This window comes from Hymenobacter setariae, from assembly GCF_007713685.1.
GTDB classification, from domain to species: Bacteria; Bacteroidota; Bacteroidia; order Cytophagales; family Hymenobacteraceae; genus Hymenobacter; species Hymenobacter setariae.
In genome coordinates this window covers 433,002-456,877 of the sequence record NZ_VMRJ01000006.1, presented here as the reverse complement: position 1 = coordinate 456,877, position 23,876 = coordinate 433,002, and the positions used below count along the sequence as shown (strand labels likewise).

General features: G+C 55.1%; 20 protein-coding genes. 11 read left to right on the top strand and 9 right to left on the bottom strand.

Annotated features, from left to right (window positions below; genetic code table 11):
- Positions 1 to 54: 54 nt before the first annotated feature.
- From FNT36_RS22600 to FNT36_RS22590, 3 genes are all read right to left on the bottom strand, one after another.
- Complete coding sequence (locus FNT36_RS22600; protein WP_144852482.1) at positions 55 to 501, bottom strand: hypothetical protein; 447 nt, start codon at positions 499 to 501, stop codon at positions 55 to 57.
- 130 nt (positions 502 to 631) lie between these two features.
- On the bottom strand, positions 632 to 1,321 hold the full coding sequence (gene upp, locus FNT36_RS22595) for a uracil phosphoribosyltransferase (protein ID WP_144852480.1): 690 nt from the start codon (positions 1,319 to 1,321) through the stop codon (positions 632 to 634).
- Positions 1,306 to 2,250, bottom strand: a complete 945-nt coding sequence (locus tag FNT36_RS22590) for a GNAT family N-acetyltransferase (RefSeq protein WP_144852478.1) — start codon at positions 2,248 to 2,250, stop codon at positions 1,306 to 1,308. The genes upp and FNT36_RS22590 overlap by 16 nt, the downstream gene beginning before the upstream one ends.
- Before the next feature lie 118 nt (positions 2,251 to 2,368).
- On the opposite strand from FNT36_RS22590, the gene FNT36_RS22585 reads away from it, so the two are divergent.
- The 8 genes from FNT36_RS22585 (at position 2,369) to FNT36_RS22550 (ending at position 10,795) form a co-directional block, all read left to right on the top strand.
- A complete protein-coding gene (locus FNT36_RS22585; RefSeq protein WP_144852476.1) occupies positions 2,369 to 4,288 on the top strand; it encodes a capsule assembly Wzi family protein in 1,920 nt (639 codons plus the stop codon).
- Between the two features lie 82 nt (positions 4,289 to 4,370).
- Complete coding sequence (locus FNT36_RS22580; RefSeq protein WP_144852474.1) at positions 4,371 to 4,724, top strand: hypothetical protein; 354 nt, start codon at positions 4,371 to 4,373, stop codon at positions 4,722 to 4,724.
- 102 nt (positions 4,725 to 4,826) lie between these two features.
- A complete protein-coding gene (locus FNT36_RS22575) occupies positions 4,827 to 6,671 on the top strand; it encodes an ABC transporter ATP-binding protein (RefSeq protein WP_144852472.1) in 1,845 nt (614 codons plus the stop codon).
- Positions 6,672 to 6,716: 45 nt separating this feature from the next.
- Positions 6,717 to 6,968, top strand: coding sequence for a hypothetical protein (locus tag FNT36_RS22570; RefSeq protein WP_144852470.1), 252 nt, complete (start codon positions 6,717 to 6,719; stop codon positions 6,966 to 6,968).
- Between the two features lie 78 nt (positions 6,969 to 7,046).
- A complete protein-coding gene (locus tag FNT36_RS22565; protein WP_144852468.1) occupies positions 7,047 to 7,457 on the top strand; it encodes a hypothetical protein in 411 nt (136 codons plus the stop codon).
- Between the two features lie 9 nt (positions 7,458 to 7,466).
- On the top strand, positions 7,467 to 8,069 hold the full coding sequence (lpcA, locus tag FNT36_RS22560; protein ID WP_233636159.1) for a D-sedoheptulose 7-phosphate isomerase: 603 nt from the start codon (positions 7,467 to 7,469) through the stop codon (positions 8,067 to 8,069).
- 138 nt (positions 8,070 to 8,207) lie between these two features.
- The gene (locus FNT36_RS22555) at positions 8,208 to 9,746 is read left to right on the top strand and encodes a YifB family Mg chelatase-like AAA ATPase (RefSeq protein ID WP_144852466.1); all 1,539 of its coding nucleotides are present in this window, start codon (positions 8,208 to 8,210) and stop codon (positions 9,744 to 9,746) included.
- 11 nt (positions 9,747 to 9,757) lie between these two features.
- A complete protein-coding gene (locus FNT36_RS22550) occupies positions 9,758 to 10,795 on the top strand; it encodes a quinone-dependent dihydroorotate dehydrogenase (RefSeq protein WP_144852464.1) in 1,038 nt (345 codons plus the stop codon).
- A gap of 64 nt (positions 10,796 to 10,859) precedes the next feature.
- On the opposite strand, the gene FNT36_RS22545 is transcribed toward FNT36_RS22550, so the two are convergent.
- Entirely contained in the window at positions 10,860 to 11,948 is a 1,089-nt protein-coding gene (locus FNT36_RS22545) for an acyloxyacyl hydrolase (protein WP_233636158.1), read from the bottom strand.
- Positions 11,949 to 12,250: 302 nt separating this feature from the next.
- Here FNT36_RS22545 and FNT36_RS22540 point away from each other — a divergent pair, with 302 nt between their 5' ends.
- The 3 genes from FNT36_RS22540 (at position 12,251) to FNT36_RS22530 (ending at position 14,341) form a co-directional block, all read left to right on the top strand.
- Positions 12,251 to 12,880: a porin family protein gene (locus tag FNT36_RS22540; RefSeq protein ID WP_144852460.1), complete on the top strand. Its 630-nt coding sequence runs from the start codon at positions 12,251 to 12,253 to the stop codon at positions 12,878 to 12,880.
- 123 nt (positions 12,881 to 13,003) lie between these two features.
- Entirely contained in the window at positions 13,004 to 13,603 is a 600-nt protein-coding gene (locus FNT36_RS22535) for a porin family protein (RefSeq protein ID WP_144852458.1), read from the top strand.
- A 120-nt stretch (positions 13,604 to 13,723) separates the two neighbouring features.
- A complete protein-coding gene (locus FNT36_RS22530) occupies positions 13,724 to 14,341 on the top strand; it encodes a porin family protein (protein WP_144852456.1) in 618 nt (205 codons plus the stop codon).
- Between the two features lie 78 nt (positions 14,342 to 14,419).
- Here FNT36_RS22530 and FNT36_RS22525 read toward each other — a convergent pair whose 3' ends face one another.
- From FNT36_RS22525 to FNT36_RS22505, 5 genes are all read right to left on the bottom strand, one after another.
- Positions 14,420 to 15,793, bottom strand: a complete 1,374-nt coding sequence (locus FNT36_RS22525; RefSeq protein ID WP_394348956.1) for a dipeptidase — start codon at positions 15,791 to 15,793, stop codon at positions 14,420 to 14,422.
- Between the two features lie 299 nt (positions 15,794 to 16,092).
- Entirely contained in the window at positions 16,093 to 16,731 is a 639-nt protein-coding gene (gene plsY / locus FNT36_RS22520) for a glycerol-3-phosphate 1-O-acyltransferase PlsY (protein WP_144852455.1), read from the bottom strand.
- Positions 16,732 to 16,787: 56 nt separating this feature from the next.
- On the bottom strand, positions 16,788 to 22,469 hold the full coding sequence (locus FNT36_RS22515) for a hypothetical protein (RefSeq protein WP_144852453.1): 5,682 nt from the start codon (positions 22,467 to 22,469) through the stop codon (positions 16,788 to 16,790).
- Between the two features lie 57 nt (positions 22,470 to 22,526).
- Positions 22,527 to 23,357: a 50S ribosomal protein L11 methyltransferase gene (prmA, locus tag FNT36_RS22510; RefSeq protein ID WP_144852451.1), complete on the bottom strand. Its 831-nt coding sequence runs from the start codon at positions 23,355 to 23,357 to the stop codon at positions 22,527 to 22,529.
- Positions 23,358 to 23,445: 88 nt separating this feature from the next.
- Positions 23,446 to 23,799: a DUF6150 family protein gene (locus tag FNT36_RS22505; protein ID WP_144852448.1), complete on the bottom strand. Its 354-nt coding sequence runs from the start codon at positions 23,797 to 23,799 to the stop codon at positions 23,446 to 23,448.
- Positions 23,800 to 23,876 lie beyond the last annotated feature (77 nt).

Below are 23,876 nucleotides of genomic sequence, written 5' to 3'. Positions count from 1 at the left end.
GTGTATACCCCCTGAGTTGCTAAGGTATTCTATTGCCAGTCCCTGATGAGTGGCTCAGTGGTGCAGCAAGTGGCTAATGCGCGAGCTAGCCAGGGTGAGCACCCCACCCCACAGCACGGCACTCCAGAACATGTGCAGCAAGATACGCTGCCGCGGCACCCCTAGGAGCGTGGCAATAACGGTACCCCCAATGGGTGAGAGCAGAATAGGTGTGAGGAAAGCGATTCCCCCCATACCGAACTTCTTGAACACCTTGATGATATTGCGCGAGCGCTTGGAAAATACTGGTGCTCTGCGCAGGCGGCGCTGCTGCTGGCGGTGGCGCACCCAGGCCCGCCCAATGCCCGAAAACACGAATACGCTGGTCATCATGCCCGCCACGGTAAGGCCTAGGGTTTGCCAAAAGCCCAGCCCTAGGCTGCTGCCAGCCAAGGGGCCGCCCAGAAACTTAACCGTGCTGAGCAGGAAGACAGAAACCCATTTAGCGGCGCAAGGGAGCACTAGCAAAAAACTAAGTAATTCGGAAGGAATAGAGCTAAACGACAAGCGGGCAAAAATACCGTACCCAGGGCTTGCCGCCATTCGCTTTCATTAACGGTAGCTGAGCAAACTCCGTGCATACGGGTTGCAATTATAATTTGCTGCCGAAGGCCAAATCGCCGGCGTCGCCCAGGCCCGGAATGATGTAGGCTTGCTCATTAAGCTTTTCATCTACGGCCGCCACCCATAGTGTAGCCTCCGGAATTTCGCGGGCTACGTAGGCCACACCCTCGGGCGAGGCAATAACAGCCGCAATGTGCACCTGGCGCGGCGTGCCAAAGCGCAGCATAGCCCGGTAGGTTTGCACGAGGCTTTTGCCACTGGCTAGCATAGGGTCGGCCAGTATGAGCACACGCTCGTCGAGGCGCGGGGCCGTGAGGTAGTCAAGCTGCACTTGCACCTGCGCTGTGCCCTCGATGCGGTAGGCTGCCGCGAAAGCGCTGGGGCTCTGGTCAAAGTAATTCAGAAAGCCTTGGTGAAAGGGCAGACCCGCCCGCAGCACCGTCGCTAGCACCGGAAAATCGCGTAGAAGTTGACTGGGCGCTTCACCTAGGGGGGTCTTTATAACTTGGGGCGTGTAACTAAGCTGGGCGCTGATGCGCGTGGCAATAATCTCCCCCAGGCGCTGAAGATTGCGGCGAAAGCGGAGGCTATCCTTCTGAACATCAACATCGCGCAGCTCGGCCAGAAAATGGTTGGCAATGCTTGGCTCGGCACAGACAACGTGCAGGCGTTCAATAGCCTGCGTAGCGGCGGCAGGCGAAGTTAGGGGCGCATCCATGAGAGAAACCTAGGGCGTTGGGTGAAAGTAACGGTCGGATAGAGTACGGGCCGCGCCCCAAAATTGGTGAAAAAGCGCCCAATGCCAGGCAAGCTGCCCCCCTCAAAATCGAAGAGCTGCCCTGGCTGCCCGGCATGGCGCCGCAAGGCATCGTCTAAGAGAAGAATAGGAGCGCTGGCCGCTTTGCCCGCTGGCGAAGTGGCAGCAAAAAGATAAATAACTCCGCCCGCATGGCGCACAAACAGTGCACCGGCCAGTAGCTCGCCGGTAGCTGGGTGGTGCACCTGGCGCAATTCAGCCAACCCGTGGGCGCGCAGGGCGGCATATAGCCGACGCAGCGCAGCGTAGTGGCGCGGCCGCAGCCCCGTGTGCGTCGCTCCTCGGTAGGTGAGAAACAACGCAATCAGCGCATCTAGGTCTTCACTTTCTTCTACCAGCAGGGGCTGCGCTAGCGCTTGGTTATTGCGCAGGCGGCGGCGGCAGCCCGTCAGGTAATTCCGGTAGATGGTGGCGTAGGGCGCCCCTAGGTCGAGGTGATAAGTTAGGCGCTCAGCCAGCGTGAACCCTACTGGTAGCGATGGTACCTGCATGGCTGGAGGCCACTGCTGATAAAAGGCCACACAGCTTTTCTGCGCCAGCGCCAAATAATCGGCTACCTGGGTGTAGCGGCTCTGGGCCGTCAGCACTAGCCCGAGCTGCTGTGTGAATAAGGGCTGGTACGCCACGCGGCCCCACGGCCGCCATTTTAGCGGCAGCGGCAGCAGCGAATAGTACTGCCCACCAGGCCCGAGCTCTACTACGGCAGCCCAGCGGCCAGCCGTGGCCGCCAGCCACCACGCCTGCACGTAGGGCAGCGCGCCGGGGCTAGCGGCCACGCAGGCCTGCCAGCGGTCTAGGTCGAGGGCAGAGAAATGAAGTAGGCGCAGCACGACAAGAAGGCCCCGCACCAAGCGGGAACACGGCCAAAGGTCGGGGCCGGAAACCGGCTCGGCGGTGGCCGACGTAATTTTGTAATTCCTGCCCCGTTCTGGGTAGTATTCTTATTTGATGAAACACTACCTGTTACCTCTTTTATTGGTGCTGGCGGGCCCGCTCGCGGCCCAGACGACGCCTACTTCGGCACCGCCCGCTACAGGTCCCGGCTCGGCCAATTGGTATATTTTCAATCAACCTCTGCCCGAAAGCGAAGCGGCTAAGGTTACTACTAAAGCCAATCAGCCGGCCACCGCGCCCGCACCGCGCCGCGTCCGGCGGGCCGCTGCACCTAGCGCCGACTATCAGGGTGCACTCTACGTGCCGCTCGACCCCAATACCTATCGTTTGCTCGACCGCTATGCCATCAAGTATGGTTCCGACTCGCTGCGCGACCCGCACACTAGTGTGCGGCCTTACACCCGCGCGGCGGCGGCCCACCTAGGCGAGCGCATACTTGGCGGCGATAGCCTCACTTATAGCCAGGGTACGCTGTCGCGGGCTGACCGGTTCAATGCGCAGTACCTACTGAAAGACAACTGGATGTACTCGGCGCTAGGCGACAGCCTGAACGAGAGCCAACGGCCGGTGCTAACCTATTTTTACCGCGACCAGACCGACCTTTATCACGTTCAGACCAAAGATTTTTCGCTTCGCGTCAACCCCGTGCTGCTACTACAAGGCGGCAAGGACAATGGCACCAGCAGCATCGACGGCCTGCGCTACGTGAACACGCGTGGTATTGCCTTCGAAGGCACCATCGACCAGCGCCTAGGCTTCTATGGCTTCCTCACCGATAACCAGCAGGCGGTGCCGGGCTGGGTGCAGCAGCGCACTCGCCGCGACCGCATTGTGCCGCACGAGGGCTACTGGAAGGACTTTAAAACTGTGGGGGGCAGCGCCTACGACTTCTTTACGGCGCGGGGCGGCATCACTTATGCTGCTACCAAGCACATTAATGTGCAGCTTGCTCATGACCGCAATTTTATCGGCAATGGCTACCGTTCGCTGATTTTATCGGATTACAGCTCGCCGTACTTCTTTCTGAAGCTGAACACCCGCGTCTGGAAGTTTAATTATCAAAACATCTTTGCCGAGCTGACGGCCGGCCGCACGTACAACGATGCGGGCAGCCCCACCGACTCGCTCTTTCCTAAAAAGTACTTAGCGCTGCACCACCTTAGCCTCGACATCACCGATAACTTTAACATCGGCGTGTTTGAGTCGGAAGTATCGGGGGGTCCGGGCCGTGGCCTAGAGCTGCAATACCTAAACCCGGTTATTTTTTACCGAGCCATCGAGCAGCAAGTGGGCTCGACTGATAACGCCCTCCTAGGTCTCGATTTTAAGTGGAATATCAAGCACCGGGCGCAACTCTACGGTCAGCTAGTATTCGACGAGTTTAAGCTCAGTGAAATCAGGGCGGGTAATGGCTGGTGGGCAAATAAGCAGGCCTTCCAGCTCGGAGGCAAGCTGCTCGATATAGCCGGCGTGCGCAACCTCGACTTGCAGTTGGAGTTCAATTACATCCGGCCGTTTACTTATCAGCACGAGTCGCAGTACACCAACTATCAGCACTACCAGCAGCCCCTCGCCCACCCCATGGGCGCCAACGTCAGCGAGGTGCTTGGCATTGTGAGCTACCAGCCGCTGCCGCGCCTCAACCTAGTGGCCAAGGCTTTTTACTCGGTGCAAGGTCTAGATGCACAAGCACCTAGTGCTACTAGCAACTACGGTAGCAATGTGCTGCTCTCCTACAACACGCGGCCGATGGAGTATGGCTACCGCATAGGCACCGGCGACAAAAACCGCCTGCTGCACGCCGATTTTACGGCTACCTACCAGCCGCGTCTGAATCTGTTTTTGGATGCCACGCTCATCGCCCGCCACCAAACCGTGGCCCAGCCTACTTATTACGGCACAGTGAGTGGCAATGAAGTTTACGCATCTGTAGCAGTGCGTTGGAATATTGCGCAGCGCCTACACGAATTTTAATCGCAGATTATCACGGATTTTATAGATATACCTGCCTTTGGCAGCCTGACCGCTAGCAAGGTTGCTGCTTTACGCTACGCTTATGCTTGATACTACCTATTTATACCGACCTGTAAATCAGGCTGAGCTCGACTTGATTGAGGCTAGTGGGTGGCACAGTTTCCCGCCTAGGTTGCCCGAACAGCCCATTTTTTATCCGGTGCTGAACGAGGATTATGCCATTCAGATAAGCCGTGATTGGAACGTTCCTTACTATGGGGTGGGCTACGTGGTGCGCTTTGCAGTCGACACGCCCTATCTAGGTCAGTTTTCGGTGCAAAATGTAGGCGACCGGCATCACGACGAGCTGTGGGTGCCAGCCGAGCAGCTAGGGGAGTTTAACCAACACATTCAGGGACTGATTGAAGTAACGGCGACATTTAAGCGCCAGCAGTAAAATCAGCACTATACAGAAAGCGGACCTACCTCGGCTAGTAAGCTTGCGCCGCAAGCGTATTTGCTCTGCAACATCCGACAAATCCGTTAAAATCTGCGGTTTATGAAAGTTTATTTGCGCCTGTTGCAGTTTGCCCAGCCCTACAGCGACTTCTTGCCGCTGTACTTGGTATACATGGTGCTGGGCATCTTTTTTGGTATCGCCAACTTTACGCTGGTCATTCCGCTGCTCAACGTGCTCTTTGGCACCACCGATACGCACACAGCCACTGCGCCAACTGTATTGCCACATTTCGCCTTGAATATTGAGTATATCAAGGACGTTTTCAATTACTATTTCTCTCAAGTACTGGCAGTTAAGGGGAAGCGAGGGGCGCTAGCCTACGTGTGCGGCGTTATCATTGCCTCCGTATTTTTCAGCAACGTATTTCGCTACCTAGGTGGCAAGCTGCTAACCAAAGTGCGCGCTCGTGTGGTGCAAAACCTGCGTGGCGCCCTCTACGACCGCATTCTCGACCTAGAGCTAGGCTACTTCTCCAACGAACGCAAGGGCGACTTGATGTCGCGCCTCACCAACGATGTGCACGAGGTCGAAATTTCGGTGGTGAATACTCTTACAGCCGTGTTCAAAGAGCCGCTCACCATCATTGGGTTTTTCGTGCTGCTCTTCAGTATGTCGGCCCGGCTCACCGTGTTCACCCTGGTATTACTTCCTATTTCGGGTGGCATCATTGCCAGTGTGGCAAAGCGACTGCGGCGACAAGCTGCTCTGAGCCAGAGCACCCTAGGCTCTATGCTTTCCGTCATTGACGAAACCCTAGGTAGCATTCGGGTTATCAAAGGATTCAATGCGCGCGCTTACATCCTGGACAAGTTTAGGGCGCAGAACGACCAGTATGCCCAAACCACGCAGAGCATCGATAATACTCGTGATTTGGCTTCGCCTTTCTCCGAGTTTGCGGGCGTGGCTGTGGTAGCAGGGCTATTGTACTATGGTGGCTCGCTAGTATTGAGTGGGCAAGCAGGCTTATCAGCATCAGCGTTTATCACCTACATCATTCTGTTTTCGCAGATTCTGACACCGGCGAAAGCCCTTTCTGGAGCATTCAGCAATATTCAACGAGGGCTAGTAGCTGGGGAGCGCGTGCTGCGTGTCATTGATACCGAGCCAGCCATTCGCGACCGGCCCGATGCCGAGGTACTACCCAATTTTGAAAGGCAAATAGAGCTACGTGACGTGACCTTCACCTACGGTGAAAAGCCAGTGCTCTACGACCTCAACCTCACTATTAAGAAAGGCCAGACGATAGCCCTCGTAGGCCCCAGTGGCGGCGGCAAAAGCACGCTGGCCGACCTGCTACCTCGCTTTTATGACCCTTCGGCGGGCCAGGTGCTCATCGATGGCTACGATATCCGCGACTGCACGCTGCATTCGGTGCGCGCCCAAATGGGCATCGTGACGCAGGAAAGCATTCTATTTAACGACACGATTTACAACAACATCAAGTTTAACACCGAAGCCACGGAGGAAGAAGTAATAGCAGCAGCCAAAACAGCTAATGCCCACGACTTCATTATGCAGAGCACCGATGGCTACCAGACCATGATAGGTGACCGCGGCGGGCGGTTAAGCGGTGGCCAGCGGCAGCGCCTGAGCATTGCGCGCGCCATCTTGCGCAATCCTCCTATTCTCATTCTCGACGAAGCCACGTCGGCGCTGGACACCGAAAGTGAGAAGCTAGTGCAAGAAGCTCTGACGCGCCTCATGGCCTCGCGCACGTCGCTGGTTATTGCCCACCGCCTCAGCACGGTGCGCCACGCCGACGAAATAGTAGTGCTGCAGCACGGCCGCATTGTAGAGCGCGGCACCCACGACGAACTGCTACGCCACGCGGGTGGCCTCTATCAGCGCCTCAGCCAACTGCAAACCAACGCGGCGCTGGTGTAGCTTTGGCAGGCCATAGCGCTTCTTCTCCTGCTCATTTCCACTCGTATGTTTAGCTCCAAAACCTCCCGCTGGTTCGGTTTTCTTATCTTGCTGATGCTAGGCTTGCGCATTGGGTATAAATATTACCGCAGCCAGCAGCCTTCTGCCGCTGAAGAGCACATGGCAAACGCGCAAGCCCGTAGCAAAGCCCTCGTGGAGGCCATTAAAGCCGACCAAGAAAAGCAGCGCGCGGCGGGCACCCCCGTAATTTTGGCCGATTCTACAGTGGCCGCTACCGATACGGCATCGGTAAATTAGGTAACGTAGCAAACTGTGCAGCTAATCCGTAGAAGGTCGTGCTGACGCATTACCTTCCACTCTTTTTCTCCCCGATTTATGCTCGCTCTCAAACGTATCGTTACCGTCGCTGTGATGGTGTATTTGCTACTAGCGCTGCTCTTTTTGCTGCTGCCAGCCGTGCGCACCAACGTAGCCGAGCTAGGCTCTGGCGTGTCGCCCACCGAAAATGAGCGCAACTTTTTCTACGTGCTTTCTTTCATTGGTGTCGTCGTACTAGCCCTGCAACTGATAGCCGAGAATATCGACAGCAGCGTGCTGCGCCGCACGGTGGCCCAGCAAGACAGCAAAATCAATGAGCTGAAAGCTAAGTTATACGACGTACACCAGCCTACCACTCAATCCTCTATTCCTGCCGCTCCGGCGGTGTCTTACCCCACGGCGGCCTCGGCGGCCGAGCGCGACCAAACTGCTCCTCAGGGGTCTACCACTACCCCGCCTACATACTAATTTTTATTCGTGTCCGACGTCACTACCCCTACCCTGCTCACTAGCCTCGTTCGGGCCGAATTGAGCGAAGCCCGCACCGTTCTCGACCAGTTTTTGACCAATGAAGCTAACCTAGCGTGCATTACGCAGGCGGCTAAGCTAATGGTGAACAGCTTGCGCAACGGCGGCAAAATCCTAACTTGTGGCAATGGGGGCAGCCTCTGCGATGCCCAGCATTTTGCCGAAGAGCTCAGCGGCCGCTACCGCCAAGACCGCCCCGCGCTGGCAGCCATCGCCCTCACCGAAGCTTCGCACATGACCTGCGTGGCCAACGACTACGGGTTCGAATTTGTGTTCAGCCGCTTTGTGCAGGCCCTAGGTCGGCCCGGCGATGTGCTACTTGCCATTAGCACCAGCGGCAACTCGCCCAACGTGCTCAACGCGGTGGAAGCGGCCAAAGCTGCTGGCATGCAAGTAGTAAGCCTCACCGGCAAGAATGGTGGCAAGCTAGCCGACCTCAGCGATGTTGAAATCCGAGTTCCGCACTTCGGCTTTGCCGACCGCATCCAAGAGGTGCATATCAAGGCCATTCATATTATGATACTACTGATAGAGAAGCTCATGTTTGCTTAGCCAAGCGGTAACGACTTCTTTGCTTATTCTATTTATCAATCTATTCTATAAACAGCTTCTCAGCAGATACCGACGCTAGACAGCTTGCGCCGCAAGCTTATCCGCGATATAGGCTAGAATCTTCATTATTTGTGTTCTATGTTAACTAAGGTTTTCGGCTCGGCGGTGCAGGGCGTCAATGCCTACACTATCACCATCGAAGTATTAGTATCGGCCGGGACGAACTTCTATGTAGTAGGCCTGCCCGATAATGCTATCAAGGAAAGCCAGCAGCGCATCGAGTCGGCGCTGAAACTACGGGGCTACCGCATGCCGCGCACCAAAGTGGTCGTGAACATGGCGCCGGCCGATATTCGAAAGGAAGGTGCGGCATATGACTTGCCCATTGCCCTAGGTATCCTGCACGCGTCGCAGCAGTTACACACCGAGCAGCTCGGCGACTATGTTATCATGGGCGAAATGGCCCTCGATGGCATGCTACGGCCCATCAAAGGTGTGCTGCCCATTGCCATTCAGGCGCGCAAGGAGGGCTTCAAAGGCATTATTCTGCCCAAGGAAAATGCTCAGGAAGCAGCCATCGTCAATAATCTCGATGTGATTCCGGTGGGTACTATGCAGCAGGCCATCGACTTCTTTGAAGGCCGCGAAGTCATAGAGCCCGTTCGCATTGACACACGCGACATTTTTCAGCACACGGCCAATCAGTACGCCGCTGACTTTGCTGACGTGCAAGGTCAGGAAAATATCAAACGGGCGCTTGAAATAGCTGCCGCGGGCGGCCACAACGTCATCATGATAGGCCCGCCCGGCGCCGGCAAAACCATGTTGGCCAAGCGCCTGCCTACCATTTTGCCGCCCCTGAATATGCTAGAGGCGCTCGAGACTACTAAGATTCATTCGGTAGCGGGCAAGCTCGGCACCGGCCAGGGTTTGTTGAACCAACGCCCCTTCCGTGCACCGCACCACACTATTTCGGATGTAGCGCTGGTAGGTGGCGGCGGCAATCCGCAGCCCGGTGAGATTTCCCTTTCGCACAATGGCGTGCTTTTCCTAGACGAGTTGCCTGAGTTTAAGCGCACCGTGCTAGAGGTGATGCGCCAACCGCTGGAAGAGCGCCGCGTCACGATTTCGAGGGCCAAAGTCAGCATTGATTTCCCGGCTAATTTTATGCTCATTGCGAGCATGAACCCTTGTCCCTGTGGCTATTATAATCACCCGGACAAGGAATGTGTGTGTGGCCCTGGCGTGGTACAAAAGTATTTAAATAAAGTATCGGGGCCGTTGCTCGACCGCATTGACCTGCACGTGGAGGTGACGCCCGTTACCTTCGACCAGATGACAGAAACGCGCCGCGCCGAAACCAGCCACGACATTCAGCAGCGCGTGGAGAAAGCGCGCGAGGTGCAGTCGCAACGCTTCGCGGCCTATAGCGAGGTGCATTCTAACGCCATGATGCCCTCGCAGATGGTAAAAGATATCTGCCAGATTAGCGACGCAGGCCGATTGCTGCTCAAAACGGCAATGGAGCGCCTCGGCTTGAGCGCCCGTGCCTACGACCGCATCCTGAAAGTGGCCCGCACTATTGCCGACCTTGCGGGCACCGACGATATTCAGATTCAGCATTTGGCTGAAGCTATTCAGTACCGCTCGCTGGACCGCGAAGGCTGGGCGGGTTAAATTATAGTATTGTGTATAAGCAATTTGCCAAGCCTCTGCTCTTTAAGCTCGACGCCGAGCGCGCCCACCATTTCATTTTTGATAATGTGAAGCGCCTAGGTCACGTGCCGGGCACTACGGCCTTGCTACGCGCCCTTTACGACTATCGCCACCCTAGCCTAGAGCGCGAAGTATTTGGTCTGAAATTTCCAAATCCAGTAGGCTTGGCAGCTGGTTTCGATAAAAACGCCCTGCTTACCGATGAGCTAGCCACGATGGGTTTTGGCTTCATCGAGATTGGTACTGTGACACCTAGGCCGCAACCCGGCAACCCCACACCGCGCCTGTTTCGGCTGCCACAAGATGAAGCCCTTCTCAACCGCATGGGCTTTAATAATGAGGGCGCTGCCGCTGCTGCCAAGCGCCTACGCCGCCGCCACAACCGCCAGCTTATTATTGGCGGCAACATTGGCAAGAACAAAGACACACCTAACGAGCAGGCTGGTGATGACTACGTTGCTGCCTTCGAAGCGCTGGCCGAAGTAGTTGACTACTTCGTGGTGAATGTGAGTTCACCTAATACGCCTGGCCTACGCGAGCTTCAGGATAAAGAGCCGCTTATCAAGCTTTTGCAGCAAGTGCAGGCTCGTAACCAAGCACGCCCAAAGCCGCGCCCGCTCCTGCTTAAAATCGCCCCCGACCTCACCGATGCTCAGCTCGATGATATTCTCGACATAGCTCGCGAAACGCAGCTTAGCGGCTTGGTCGCCACCAACACCACTATTGCCCGACCCGAAACGCTGCGCACAGCCGCTACCACCGTGGCCAGCTACGGCGCCGGGGGCCTTAGCGGGCGGCCCTTGCGGGAGCGGGCTACCGAAGTTATTCGCTACTTGCATCGGCGTAGCCAGGGCTCATTGCCTATCATTGGGGCGGGTGGCATTCACTCGGCGCAGGATGCGCTGGAAAAATTAGCAGCTGGGGCTACGCTAGTGCAGCTTTACACAGGCTTTATTTATGAAGGACCAGGATTGATAAAGCAAATAAATCGGGCACTAGTGTCGTCGTAGCTGCCTGCTGCCATCGCGCCGGTGTAATTGCTAGCATGTGTTGCAATAGTGCCAGCAATTTGATTTAAATCGTTGGTCGGCGCGCCAGCTTAGCCCCTACTTTAAACTCGATAACATCGGCCGTACCACGGTGTATTTTTAAGTCTACTGCGCCGAATACGACGTTTGTAAACTGATACCGTAATCCCAGTCGCTCGTAATAAAATCCGTTTGACTTGTAGGGATTATACACGTAAAAACCTAGGTGCGACACAAAGGCGAGACGACCAAATAGCAGCTCGTGCCCTAGAAAAATCCCCGCTTTCTTTACATCTACCAGCTGCGCCTGGTTGCGCGCAGTGTCTTTTTGCGCGGCTAGCAGTGAACGGTCGTAGAAACCCTCTAGGCCTACTAACAAGTTGCTTTTGCGGTTCACACGCCGGCCGGCAGCTATGGTCAAGGAGTTTACCAAATACTTTTCGTATATGCCTAGCTCCCGTTGCTTATATCCTAGGCTAGTACTGACTAGCAAGAAGTTAGTTTTCACATCAGCAGGAGCCGGCGCCAGATAGGGTAGCGTAGATGCTGGGCGCTGCTGGTGGTAATTTAGTCCCAGCACCACCGATGGCAGATTTATTCCAAAATTAGGCTTGGTGGTGGCGCCATTGGAGTAGTGGTTGAGCGCCACGCCCAGTAGCAGCCCTAGGTGCGGCGTCAGGGCATAATCATACTCAAGCCGTAGCTGCAGCGTCGCATTTAGCGACGAGCTAACGATGACGTTTTTGCGGTTTGTTTGTAAGTCGAAGGGACTAGTAAACCATGCTAGCCCCGTACCTAGCCGGAAGCTTAGGTCCTGCCGTTGCGTGCGCAAAAACGATTTACTTAAGTACACTGTCGCGGCATAGCTCTGGCCTAATGCAGGGTTGTGGTAATCGTAGTACACCAGTGCCAGCCCTGCTTTCGGATACTTATACCAGCCATGCCAAGCGGCGGCACCCGTTGTTTGGCGCTGCACATTTAGCTCAAAGCCAGTAGGATGCGAAGCAGCTAAATGATTAACAGCGGCCGTATGCTTTAGAATGAAACTGCCTTGCGCATAGGCGCCCACTACTAGCGGCGGCCGGGCGGCTTGCATCGCGGCCGAGTCGTACATAGCCTGCGTAACGGGGTGCACTGCTTGGGCCGCTGCTAGCTGCGCTACGCTACAGCTACCGGCAAAAATGCCGACAGCACCTAATAAATATTTCCCAGAACCTAGTCTCGACCCGACAAGAGGCATAAAGCTGGCAGCAAACCAGTTCCAAAAGTACATCGCTGCTGCTACTGAAGCAGTCTATTCAGAAAGAAACTAAATTTATTTCAAACTGTAACCCTATCCCATCCTGGCTTAGTATAAGGCGCATTTCCGGTCTAGTTCACATCCTTATTTACTTTAGCTATCTAAGCGGCCGGGCTTATCTCACCATTTTTTCAGCCATGAAAAAAACCATCCTCTCTCTCGCTCTTATCGCTGGTGTTGCCGGCGCTGCTAATGCTCAAACTGGTATCAAAGTAGGTCTGAAGGGCGGCTTTAATCTTTCGACTTTCTCGGGCTCTGCATCGAAGGGTTCGGAATACAAAGCTGGATTCGCTGCTGGTCCGTATGTAAACTTCGGTGTTTCGGATAACTTCTCTATCCAGCCTGAACTTCTATATTCGCAGAAAGGCTCTTCGGTTGATAACGTAGCCTACGGCACTACCAACAGCACGCTGAAGAATACGCTCGGCTATCTGGATGTGCCTATCATGTTCCGCTATAACATTGGCGAAGATGGCAAAGGCTTCTTCGTAGAGCTTGGCCCGCAGGGTAGCTTCGTACTGCACCAGCGTACTTTCAACGAAGACGGCAGCGGTAAAGAAATCTCGGGCTCGCGCTACACCAGCACCGATGCACTGAATAAAGTAGTAATCGGCTACGTAGGTGGCCTAGGTTACCAAATCACGAGCGGCCTGCAGCTTGGCCTGCGCTACACCGGCGACTTCTCGCAAGTATATAAGAATGCTACCCCGAACGTTCACAACTCGGTGTTCCAGTTCCAAGCTGGTTACCTCTTCGGTGGTAAGTAGTATTAGCGCTCTTTAAGTTATAAACGCAAAACCCGGTTTCTATTAGGAACCGGGTTTTGCGTTTATAGCCACTTAGGCATTTGTTTTTTTAAGTATTGAAGCCATTAACTACAGAGCCTACTACTGCTAAGCCTACTTACTGGTTCAGTATCATTAGCACAAGCCCAAACAACTAGCTTCGGTATTAAAGCGGGGGCTTCTCTTACTAATGTAACCGGTGATGGCGTTGGCAGCAATGTAAAGAACCTGTTTGGCTTTCATGGAGGGTTATTCGCAAATTTTGCCCTTAACGATGCTTTCTCGATTCAGCCTGAAGTGCTTTATTCGATGAAGGGTACTAAGAGCGAAGGTCCTCTTGGTGGCTATTCTGGTGAGCTCACCTCTCGGCTGCATTACATTGATGTGCCGGTGCTAGCGCGTGTTAATGCAGGTGGCTTATTTTTCGAGCTTGGGCCGCAAATAGGATTCTTGGTAGCGGCCAAGCAGAAGCAGGAAATCTCTGGTGGACAAAGCGCTGGAACTTTCGAAGATGATTTAAAAAACCGCGTCCGGACAATTGATTTTGGCTATGCGGCGGGCCTTGGCTACCAGCTTAGCAATGGTCCTGGTATTGGCCTACGCTATAATGGCGGCTTTATTGATACAAAAAGCCCATCAAGCTCAGCCGCTGTCCGCAACAGTGCCTTTCAGCTATACTTAACTTACTCATTTGGCGGCAAGTAAGCCACCTAGTAAGCTGATAGTAAAGCCGACTCACGCCAGTGAGTCGGCTTTTTTGTGACTACTCTACTGGCTGGCACCCGTAGCTTTGCGGCATCTATTAGTTCACCTACTACTCTTTTGATGAAAAAACCCATCTTTGTATTGCTTGCTTTAGTGCTAGGCTTCAGTACGGTGGCGCAGGCGCAGCGGCGGGGCCGCGGTGGCAGCGACGTATCACTCGGCCTCAAAGCCGGCGCTTCGCTGACGAACCTCACAGGGCCCGATGCTAATGCCAATGATTATCGCTTCGGTTTTCATGGGGGCGTATTTGCTAATATCGGCCTTACGTCGCTTTTTGCCTTTCAGCCCGAGTTATTATACTCGCAAAAGGGCGGTTATTATAGGAACACTACCGATGTCTCCTGGCGCCTACACTACATTGATGTGCCACTGGCTTTTCATGTGAATACCGGTGGCTTATTCTTTGAAGCTGGCCCACAGGTAGGATTCTTAATATCTGCTAAGTATCAGGCAGGTAGTGTCTCGACCGACATAAAGAATGGTTTAAATACCGTTGACTTTGGCTACCTGTTCGGGCTCGGCTATCAGCTTAAGCACGGCCTAGGTGTAGGCCTACGCTATAATGGTGGGTTCACCAATGTGCCTCAAGCAAACACATTCGGTAACACAACTTTCCAGAGCCGCCAGCGCAATGGGGCTTTTCAGCTGTATCTGACTTACTCGGTCAATGGCCGTTAATTGACCATGTGTCATTTAAAAAGGCCCTGGTTTCTAGCTAGAAACCAGGGCCTTTTTATGTTGCGTCACACAAGCTGATTAGTTGCTGGCCGCTGCATACTCACGATAAAACTCCGGAATGGTTTCGATACCTTTCAGGAAGTTAAATACGCCGAAATGCTCGTTTGGCGAATGGATAGCATCCGAATCGAGGCCAAACCCAAGCAGCACCGAGTCGAGACCTAGCTCGGTCTTGAACATAGCCACAATGGGAATAGAGCCGCCACCGCGCGTAGGTACTGGCTTCTTACCAAAGGTGATTTCGAGCGCTTTAGCTGCGGCGCGGTAAGCCACCGAGTCGGTAGGCGTCACGACGGGCTCACCGCCGTGGTGAGGCGTCACTTTTACGGTTACGCCGGCCGGGGCAATGCTTTCGAAGTGCTTCTGAAATAAAGCCGTAATCTCATCGCTCGTTTGGTGAGGTACTAGGCGCATCGAGATTTTGGCGTAGGCCTTGCTGGCTATCACTGTTTTGGCACCTTCGCCGGTATAGCCCCCCCAAATGCCGTTGACATCGAGTGTTGGCCGGATGCTTGTGCGCTCGGGAGTGGTGTAGCCTGCTTCGCCCGCGGCTGTGGGCAAGCCGATGCTTTGCTCAAACTCTTCTTCCGAGAAAGGCGCCTGCGCCAGTTCAGCGCGCTCGGCTGCGCTTAGCTCGGCTACGTTGTCGTAGAAGCCTGGGATGGTGATGTGCCGGTTTTCATCGTGCAGGCTGCTTATCATATCGCAAAGCGCATTGATGGGGTTCATCACTGCGCCACCGTAGAGGCCTGAGTGCAGGTCACGATTGGGGCCCGTCACTTCTACCTCATGGTAGCTGAGGCCGCGCAAGCCTACCTCGATGCTAGGCACATCGTTGGCCAGAATGCCCGTATCGGAAATAAGGATTACATCAGCTTTTAGCTTTTCCTTATTGGCTTTGACAAAGATGCCCAGGTTGTCGGAGCCAATTTCCTCTTCACCCTCAAACATAAACTTGATGTTGCAGGGGGCACCTAGGCCACCGTCGCGCAGCATCATTTCGAGGGCCTTCACATGCATATACACTTGGCCTTTATCGTCGCAGGCGCCACGAGCGTATATTTTTTCGTCTTTAATAACCGGCTCAAACGGCGGCGAAGTCCACAGTTCGTAGGGGTCAGCGGGTTGCACATCGTAGTGGCCATACACCAGTACGGTGGGCCGGTCGGGGCCCGCCATGTACTCGCCATACACAATGGGGTTGCCCGCGGTAGGGCATATCTCTACCAACGTAGCGCCCGCTTCTAGCAGTCTTTCTTTAATAAAGTCGGCGGCGCGGAGCACATCACCGTGAAACTTTGGGTCGGCCGAAACCGACGGAATGCGGAGCCATTCAATAAGCTCTTCTAGAAATCGATTTTGATGCTGTGCGAGGTAAGCGGGTATAGCCATGCTTAATACAAGAAATAATTGCTAGGGCAAAAGTAAGTACCCAAGGGCTAGCCTTGCCTTAGGTTATTGCCTTTCGACTTACCATAATGCTATTATGCCCACGAATAAACCATAATACTCGCCCAACAGCCGTAGTTGTGGTACAAACTCATTTTTGCAAATGACTATTCTCATTCCCTTCTGGCCATAATGGTGAGAATGTATGATACTCAATAAACCTAGGTAATTACCTACACGCTAGTGCCACACAGCCTCATCAACTGCTTTTAAGCACTGAAAAGGCTAGGTTGAATAGTTCTTTAACGCTTGCCCCAAAGCGGCACGCGGCTTTCAGTACCAGCCCGCAACCGACCGATATTGGCGCGATGGGTATAGACAAGCATAGCCGCTAGCAGAAAGCCAAACCAGATTTGTAAGGAGTTGGCGGGTCGAAAAGCAGGCAACAGTTGCAAAAACGCAAAAGCTACGCCGGCCGACATGGAGGAGAGCGATACGTAGCGCGTAGTACCTAGCACGGCCAGAAACACGAGCAACGCCACCCCTACCGTAGGAGGCGCGATGGCCAGCATCATCCCTAGGATGGTGGCCACGCCCTTGCCGCCCCGAAACTGGGCCAGCACAGGATAAATGTGCCCTACCACAGCTAGTATCCCGCAGGCCAGCCGAAAATAGAATAGGTTGTCCGTCGCGATGGCTTGCTGGCTCAGTAGCCAGTTGGGCAGAAAGTAAGCTGCTGCAAAGCCTTTAAAAGCATCAAAAAGCAGCACGAAGGTGCCCGCTTTCTTACCTAGCACCCGGAAGGTATTGGTAGCCCCTGCATTGCCAGAGCCATGCTCCCGAATATCGGCTAGCTGGAAAAACCATCGCCCCACCCACAAAGCGGTTGGAATAGACCCTAGGAGGTAGGCGGCCAGCAGCGCACTAATGATATACAGCATCGGAAGAACAGTGTGAAAACAAAAGTACCCCGAAGGTGGCCTTCGGGGTACTGAGATTACGAATCGCCAAAGGGGTCTTCTTCGGCTTTCTTCTTTTTCTTCGACTTTTTACCGGGGTCTACCGTCGGCTCGGCACTAGGGTCGGCGGCCGGGTCAGCAGGTGCGGCCTCCTGCTCTTTCTTCTTTTCCTTTTTCTTCTTCGCCGGCTCCTCGGTGGGCGCATCGGTGGGGTCAGCAGCCGGAGCCACCTCTTTCTCTTTCTTCTTAGGCTCCTTCGCTGGCTCGGCGGCTGGGGGTGGGGTTATCTCGCCTTCACCGAAGGGGTCGTTGTCCTTGGCCTTCTTTTTCTTCTTGGCAGGCTCGGGCGCGGGCTCAGTTGTGGTGGTTTCGCTGGCGGCGGCCCCTTCCTTGCCTTTCTTCTTTTTGGTGGGCTCGGCGGCGGGAGCGGCGGTTACCTCACCTTCGCTGAAGGGGTCATCTGCCTTTTTCTTCTTCGACTTCTTGCCAGGGTCAGCAACGGGGTCGGCAGCAGGCGTGATTTCGCCGTCGCTGAAGGGGTCGTTGGCTTTCTTCTTTTTCTTTTTGCTCTTATCTACGCCCTCCTCTTCGAAGCTACTTGCCGGTGCGGCCGGGCGAGCAGCGAGTTTGCCCGACTTACCTAGGTAGTCGCGCTCAAAGTGCGAGCGGAATTGGTCTACATCGCTGAAGTCACCTAAGAAAACGCCGTATTCCGTAGCAGTATTCGAGTCACCTTTGGCCTTACCGCCGATTTCACCATCGAAGCTTTCGTTCGACGACTTGGCCAGTACAATGTTATTGGCGTAGCGCAGGTAATACCACGTCTGGGGTTCAGCCTCTAGGTATATTTCTACAAGGTCTGTCGAGTTATCGCGCTTGATTTCTACATAACCGTCTACCAGTGCGTTCATAGCCTGCTTGCCTACTCCAGCCAAGCCAATCTTACCTACCGAGTACCAGGCTTTTTGCTTGGGGTTCCAGCGCAGGTCTACCTTGCTCAGTACCAAGGTGTGAACTAGCTTGGGCGAGATAGATGCCAGCGGCGCTGCCGCAGCACCCGGCTTGCGGTTGGCATACAATTCAGCGCCTTTGTTGCCAGCAAACTGCGCTATTTTATACACCTCATCAGTAGAGCCATCGAGCGCTTCAGGCGAATTCTTAGTCACCTGACCTAGGTTAGCGGCCATCGTTTCAATGGCTTTGCTAGGCATGTTAATGTTGACACCTAGCAACGTATTAATTTGGTAGCGAGCGCTATCAGTATTCGCGCCCCCTACCCCACTGGCTGTGATGCTATAGTTCTTGTTGTTAGTGATGAAGTTCATCGGGCCGCGGAAACTGATGCGGTTGGTTGTTTCCTTGTACACCAGCACGGCGCCTTCGTATTGGTTGGCATCAGCAAGGTCGTTCTTCGAGATGGTGTACTCGCCGGCCTTGGCATCATAGTGCAGTTTGCCATCTACCTCAAGGATTGACACGTCGGCAGGCGTCACCTTAGGAGCGGCGTAGAGCGGATATACGCGGTTGTCAGCGTCTGATAGGAACAGACCCGTCACCAGTTCGGTACCATCCTCTGCCTTGGGCTTGGTGAGAGTTAGCGCTACGTTCTTGGGGTCGATGCTATCCTGCACCGCAAACCATTCGGCCGAATTTTTAAGCTTGCTGAATTGCAGCTGCACTTGCCCGTCGAAGATGAGACCACGCTTCTGCGAGTTTAGGTTGATGCTGCCGCGGTAGCCAATGCTAGGTGCCAACTGAAACTTCTGGTTGGCTTCCACACTAGCGGTGGCCGTAGTAGCCAAGCTAGGTGGCCCAGCAGCTTCGTCGGTAGTAGCGCGCTTACGCAGGCTGAAGCGCTTCTTGCTCGGGCCAGCTACCAGAGACGAGGAATCGGACTGGAAGTTGGTAAACTTTAATGCCAGCGAGTCGCCAGTCACCGTGCGGAAGTTATACTTGGCATCACCACTGAAGGCATCGCGCGAGGCTACTGTGATGTTGCCCCCCGTCAGCTTGTGAAACTTACCTAGGGAGTCGAGCAGCACCGTAGCGCGGCGCAGGGTCTGCAGCTTGCCCCCACCCGCCACAGCCACCCGGCCCGAATCGGGGATAATCCAAGCGTCGGCGGCGGCCACGTAGGGCACGCCTTTGGCTTCAAGCTGATATTTGGTCAGGTCATACGAAGCCGAGGTAGACTTAAATTTCAGACCGTGCTGCTCGGGCTTGGTAGAAACAAAATAAGAGCTATTAGCCGCAGTAGCAGTCGACTTCAATGATACGCGCTTCTTCTTAAAGTCCCAGCGCCCGCTACTCAAACTGGTGCGGAAGCTTGAATAGGGCAAGTCGATACTGGCCTTACTGTTCTCCTCACGCGTGAATTCAGCATAGCTGTTTTTCAAATCGTAGGTAAACGCTACATCGTTGGCCGTGAGCGCAGGCTTGCCCGCTTGGGCTGACTTCACGCTGAGCACGGCTTTCTTACCTGAGTACGAGTCGTTTTTAAAAGTCAGGTCGCCCGAACGCACGTAGCTCTGCGGGCCATCGAGGCGGCCCGCTCCACCTAGGCCCTTCGGCGTCAGCAGCATCGAGCCTTTGAAGGTGTGGTCGGCATACATCTTTACCGGCGCACCTTCTTTGGGTGTCAGCAGGTGCAGCGAGTCCGACTTAGCGTTCCAACTGATGAAGTAGCCGGGCGGCATTGTCACCTTCGGGAAGTTGGGACCGGCCGCAATGGCGCCCGCCTTGCCCTCACCGGTAAGCGAGTCGCCGTACATCACAAATCGGTCGCTTTGCATGGTGGCGCCCAGGTAGGTCACGGTACCGTTCGACTGCAAGCCCTGGGCATTGAGGTGCACCTTAGCTCCGCCCGACAGGCGCCCCTTGCCTTTATAAAGCGCGTAGCCGCCGGCTGGCACAGTGTGCACAAAGCCCAGCGAACCATCCTCTTGCGTGGTCAGCGCCGTCTTGATGGGCGGCAGAGCCTTGCTGTGGAACATTCCCACAAAGCCTGCCCGCGACTTGCTGGTGCCCATCGAGTCAAATTTGAAGGGCGGCACGTCGAAGTACGTGGTGGAATCATAAGCGCCACCTAGGACATCGGGCTTATTGAAGTATACATAGGCACCCGACGTTGAGTTGAACGACGGAAAGTTACCCAGCTTCTTGCGGCCCGAGCGGTTCTTAGGGTCGTTTAGGAATAAGCGTCCGCTTTGCGAGTTGCCTTTGTTAGTCAGTGTAAAATCGCTAGGCCGGCGCTCATTGCCGGTTGCTTTTTTGGTCGATTTGCTGCGAATCGTCAGCGAATCGATGTGGGGCATGTCGATATAATACCCGTCGTAATCAAACTGAAAATCACGGCCTTTAAACCGGTAGGCCGAGGCTATCACGCGTCCATTAAACTTGATGGTCCGGTTGCGACCTAGGCGCACTACCCCGCTGTCGGGGCGAACTACTACAGCCGCCGAATCATCAGAAAAGCTGAATTGCTCAACGCCCCGCACCAGCAGCTGGTCCGAAGCCAGGTTGAGTGTGGCTGAGCGCCCCGAGCCCGTCAAAGATTTAATCGCGATATGGTCGTAATCCTTTTTCTCACGTGCGGCTCCTACGTAGTGGCGGCCTTTGGGCAAGATGGTAACTACTCCATTTTGAGGCTGCACATCTACGTAGCCATCGCGGGCCAGCCCCACCACAGCCGAGCGCAGGTTAGCTTCCGGTATCTTAACCTCTTCTGCCACTTCGCGCACCGACATAGTCATTGTTTTGCCGTGGTTCTGGCTGTAGCCCAGCAGCATCTGAAGCGGGTGCAGGTGGTTGATGCTCTTGAGTTGCTGGTAGCGCGTGTTGGAGAAGAAGTTCTTGCTCTCAAAATCGGCCGATACCTGCTTGGGCGAGGTGAAGATGCTAAAGTCAATCTTAGGCTCGCGCAGGTTCCAAACCAACATTTCGGCCCGCACATCTACTTGGTGATATGAGTCCGAGTAGGGCGTTTTGCGGTAGGTGCCCTGCTCTTGCAGCAGCTGTAGCTTCTGCTTGCCCTTGAGGTACTTCAGCTCCACGCCGGGGTGCGTAATTGAGTCGTGGTCGCTCTCATACATGGCCACCGCGGCCCGGCTGGCCGTGATAATAGAATCGCCGAGCACATAGCTGCGCGAAGCAGCCCGAAAGCGCAGCTTCCCATCTTGGCTTACTCGGATGTTGGCCAGCGAGCCGTCGAGCGCGGCCGATAGCAGCCGCGCTCCCGAAATAGACACCCCGCCTTGATACTTAATGCCTTCGCCCATATTCTTAAGGCGAGCATCGTTGGTGAGCGAAATAAACCTAGGATAGCCGGTATCGCCCGTAGCGGGCTTGCGGCGTAAGCTCTTGTAGCTCAACGCGCCTTTAACGGGTGCTTCGAGTAAGTAGGGATAGGTGAGCGTGACAGGCTGGGCCGTGAATTCCGCCTTGCTTAAGTCAAAATCAAACGGCCCTAGGTCGGCCGTAACGGGGTTGTTCTTGATAGTCCAAGCCACTTGGCCGCCCGTGGCCACCAGGCGCGAGCTAAGCGGGGCAGCTGTGCCGCTCACCTTGCGCAGCACAATGGAGTCGCCCGCCGTACCCATTACGAAGTCGGCATCCTTGATTTCAATCACCGGACCGCTCACCGCGGGTGGGTAATAGGCCTCATAGGCAGCACTAGCCGAGGGCGTAAAGGGCAGCGTCGGCTCGTCAAAATCAGAGTTTTTCGCTACGGGCGCCGCGGGTGCTGGCTTTGCAGCGGGCGCCTTAGCTGGTGTGGCTTTGGCTACAGTTTTAGCAGGGGCTTTCTTCTTGACAGGAGTACCCCAGCCATCGTTAGCCGAACCCCACCCATCATTGGCGGCTGATTTTTTCACGGGCGTGCCCCAGCCGTCATTAGCCGAGCCCCACCCATCGTTTTTCTTACTGCTTGAAGTCGATGACCACATATCGGCCGTATCCCAGCCATCGCTAGCGCGTTTTTTTGGCTTGGGCTTGGCTTTTACCACAGGCTTTGCCGGGGCTGGCTTGGGCGTGGCAGGCTTGGCTACAGGGGCCGCCGGGGCGGCCGGGGTTGCTTCGAAGCTAGCTGTGGGGCTGGGCTCCGTGGCAGCACCTTTGTGCGCAAACGAGAGCTGCCCGCCCACTACACGCAGCGAATTGAAGCCCGAGCGGTAGAGGTAGCCGCCATTGAGCAGCCGCGTAGTTGAAGTTAGAAACTTCTCGGTATCAGTGTTGGAGTCGCGGTCTAGCGACTGGCTCAGCACATCCAGCAACTGGTCTACTTGCCCGTCGCTAAGCTTTGCCAGGTTTTTACCACCCACCAAGGCGCTGTAGAAGGTGGTGAGGTGAGGCAGCGGCCGAAACTTCTTATCCAGCATCTTTTGCGACAGCTCCGCAATGCGGCTTTGCTGGCTGCTGGTCAGTTGGTTGGTGCCCCATAGCTGGCGCAACTTTTCTCCTACGGCCTGCGCTGCTGCATTATTGGTAGCCAGCAGCATCGTGCGCACGTCCACGATAAACTGCGCTGGGTCAGGGGCTAGGTGGCCGTTGTAGCGCTGCGCTACCGTTACTTGGGCAGGCCGCGCAGCGCCAGGCGTGCGCCCATCGGTAGGGGCGGCAGGCTTGGCGGCTGGTGGAGCAGGAACCGGCTTAGTGGTTTGCGCCGCGGCCGGCAGCAAATGCAGAAAAGTAGTGAAGAAGGCGGCGGTGAAAAGTCGCTTCATAAGGTCGGGCAAAGGCACTGGCAGCAAGTAGGATGCCTGGCCTAATTGCCCGACGCCCTACAATTTTGTAAAAATAGCAGAAATCCAATTACGCAGCTCACGATGACGCTCGTAGCGCAGCCCCTGCCGGGTGGCCTCGGCCGTAATCTTCGCTAAATCTTCCTCATAAAACCCGCTGAATAAAATTGGTTTCCCACTGGGCAGTAGCGCCGCATACGCGTGCATGTCTTCCAGCAAAACATTGCGGTTAATGTTGGCCAAAATGATGTCAAAGGGTGCTTCGCCCGCCAGCACTTCTACCCCACCTAGGCGGCACTCGATGGTGCGGCAGTTGTTCTCAGCCGCGTTGTCGCGGGCGTTTTCTACGGTCCACGGCTCCACATCTACAGCCAGCACCTGGCGGGCGCCCAGCATCTCGGCCATGATGGCCAGAATGCCTGTGCCGCAGCCCATGTCCAGCACGCGCTTACCATGGTGGTCGATATCCAACTGATTTTCAATCATGAGGGCCGTCGTTTCGTGGTGGCCGGTGCCAAACGACATGCGAGGCATGATTTCTAGGTCGTACTCTACTCCCTCGGGCTTGGGGTGGAATGGCGCCCGCACCGACACCCGGTCGGCAATAATGAGTGGCTGAAAGTTCTTCTCCCACTCGGCATTCCAGTTCTGGCGGGTGATGACCCGGTGCGAATAGCTAAGCTCGCCCATGCCCTCATAGCGGCTCATGATTTCGGCTACTGCATCGGCATCAAATTCTCCTTCGCCCGTGTAGCCGCAAAAGCCTTCGTCGTTGTCCTCAAACGTATCAAATCCTACTTCGCCTAGCTCAGCCACCAGGATATCGGCCAACTCGCGCGGGGCTTGCACCCGCAATTCAATATAATCCATACTTAGTTAATCTATAGGAAATGTACAACTCTTTAACCCTAGATTCCTGTCTTGCTTCACATCAGTACCTAGGGTCGCTCGTGGCTCCTCAGTTTGTTTTGCACCCAGCAAACGACCGCACCTTGATGTAGTGAATGGAAAACTCGGCCAGGTTGCGGTCAGAAGTCACAAACAGGTTGTAGTCAGCAAACTGACGATTTTCAGCGGGGTACCACAGGCCAGCTTTGTCGGCAAATAGCTTGTTATTCTCCTGATACACGAGCACATCCGCAAAGGCTTCTTCGGGCTCGATATACACCGTGGCAAAGCAGTTGCTACGCAGGCGCGGGTCGGTTTCGAGATACACGGACCCGTAAACTTTGCAGGGCTCAATGCTCGTGGCCGGCGCCGGCGAGGCAGGGCGCAGGGCAAGCAACGCCGTAAGCAGGAAGGAGAAAAACATAGTGGTAATGTGCTTAATAGCCCAAAAGCAGTGGCTTAGCAAAATACATGCTAGGCCTATGTTGCGTTCGGCACCAC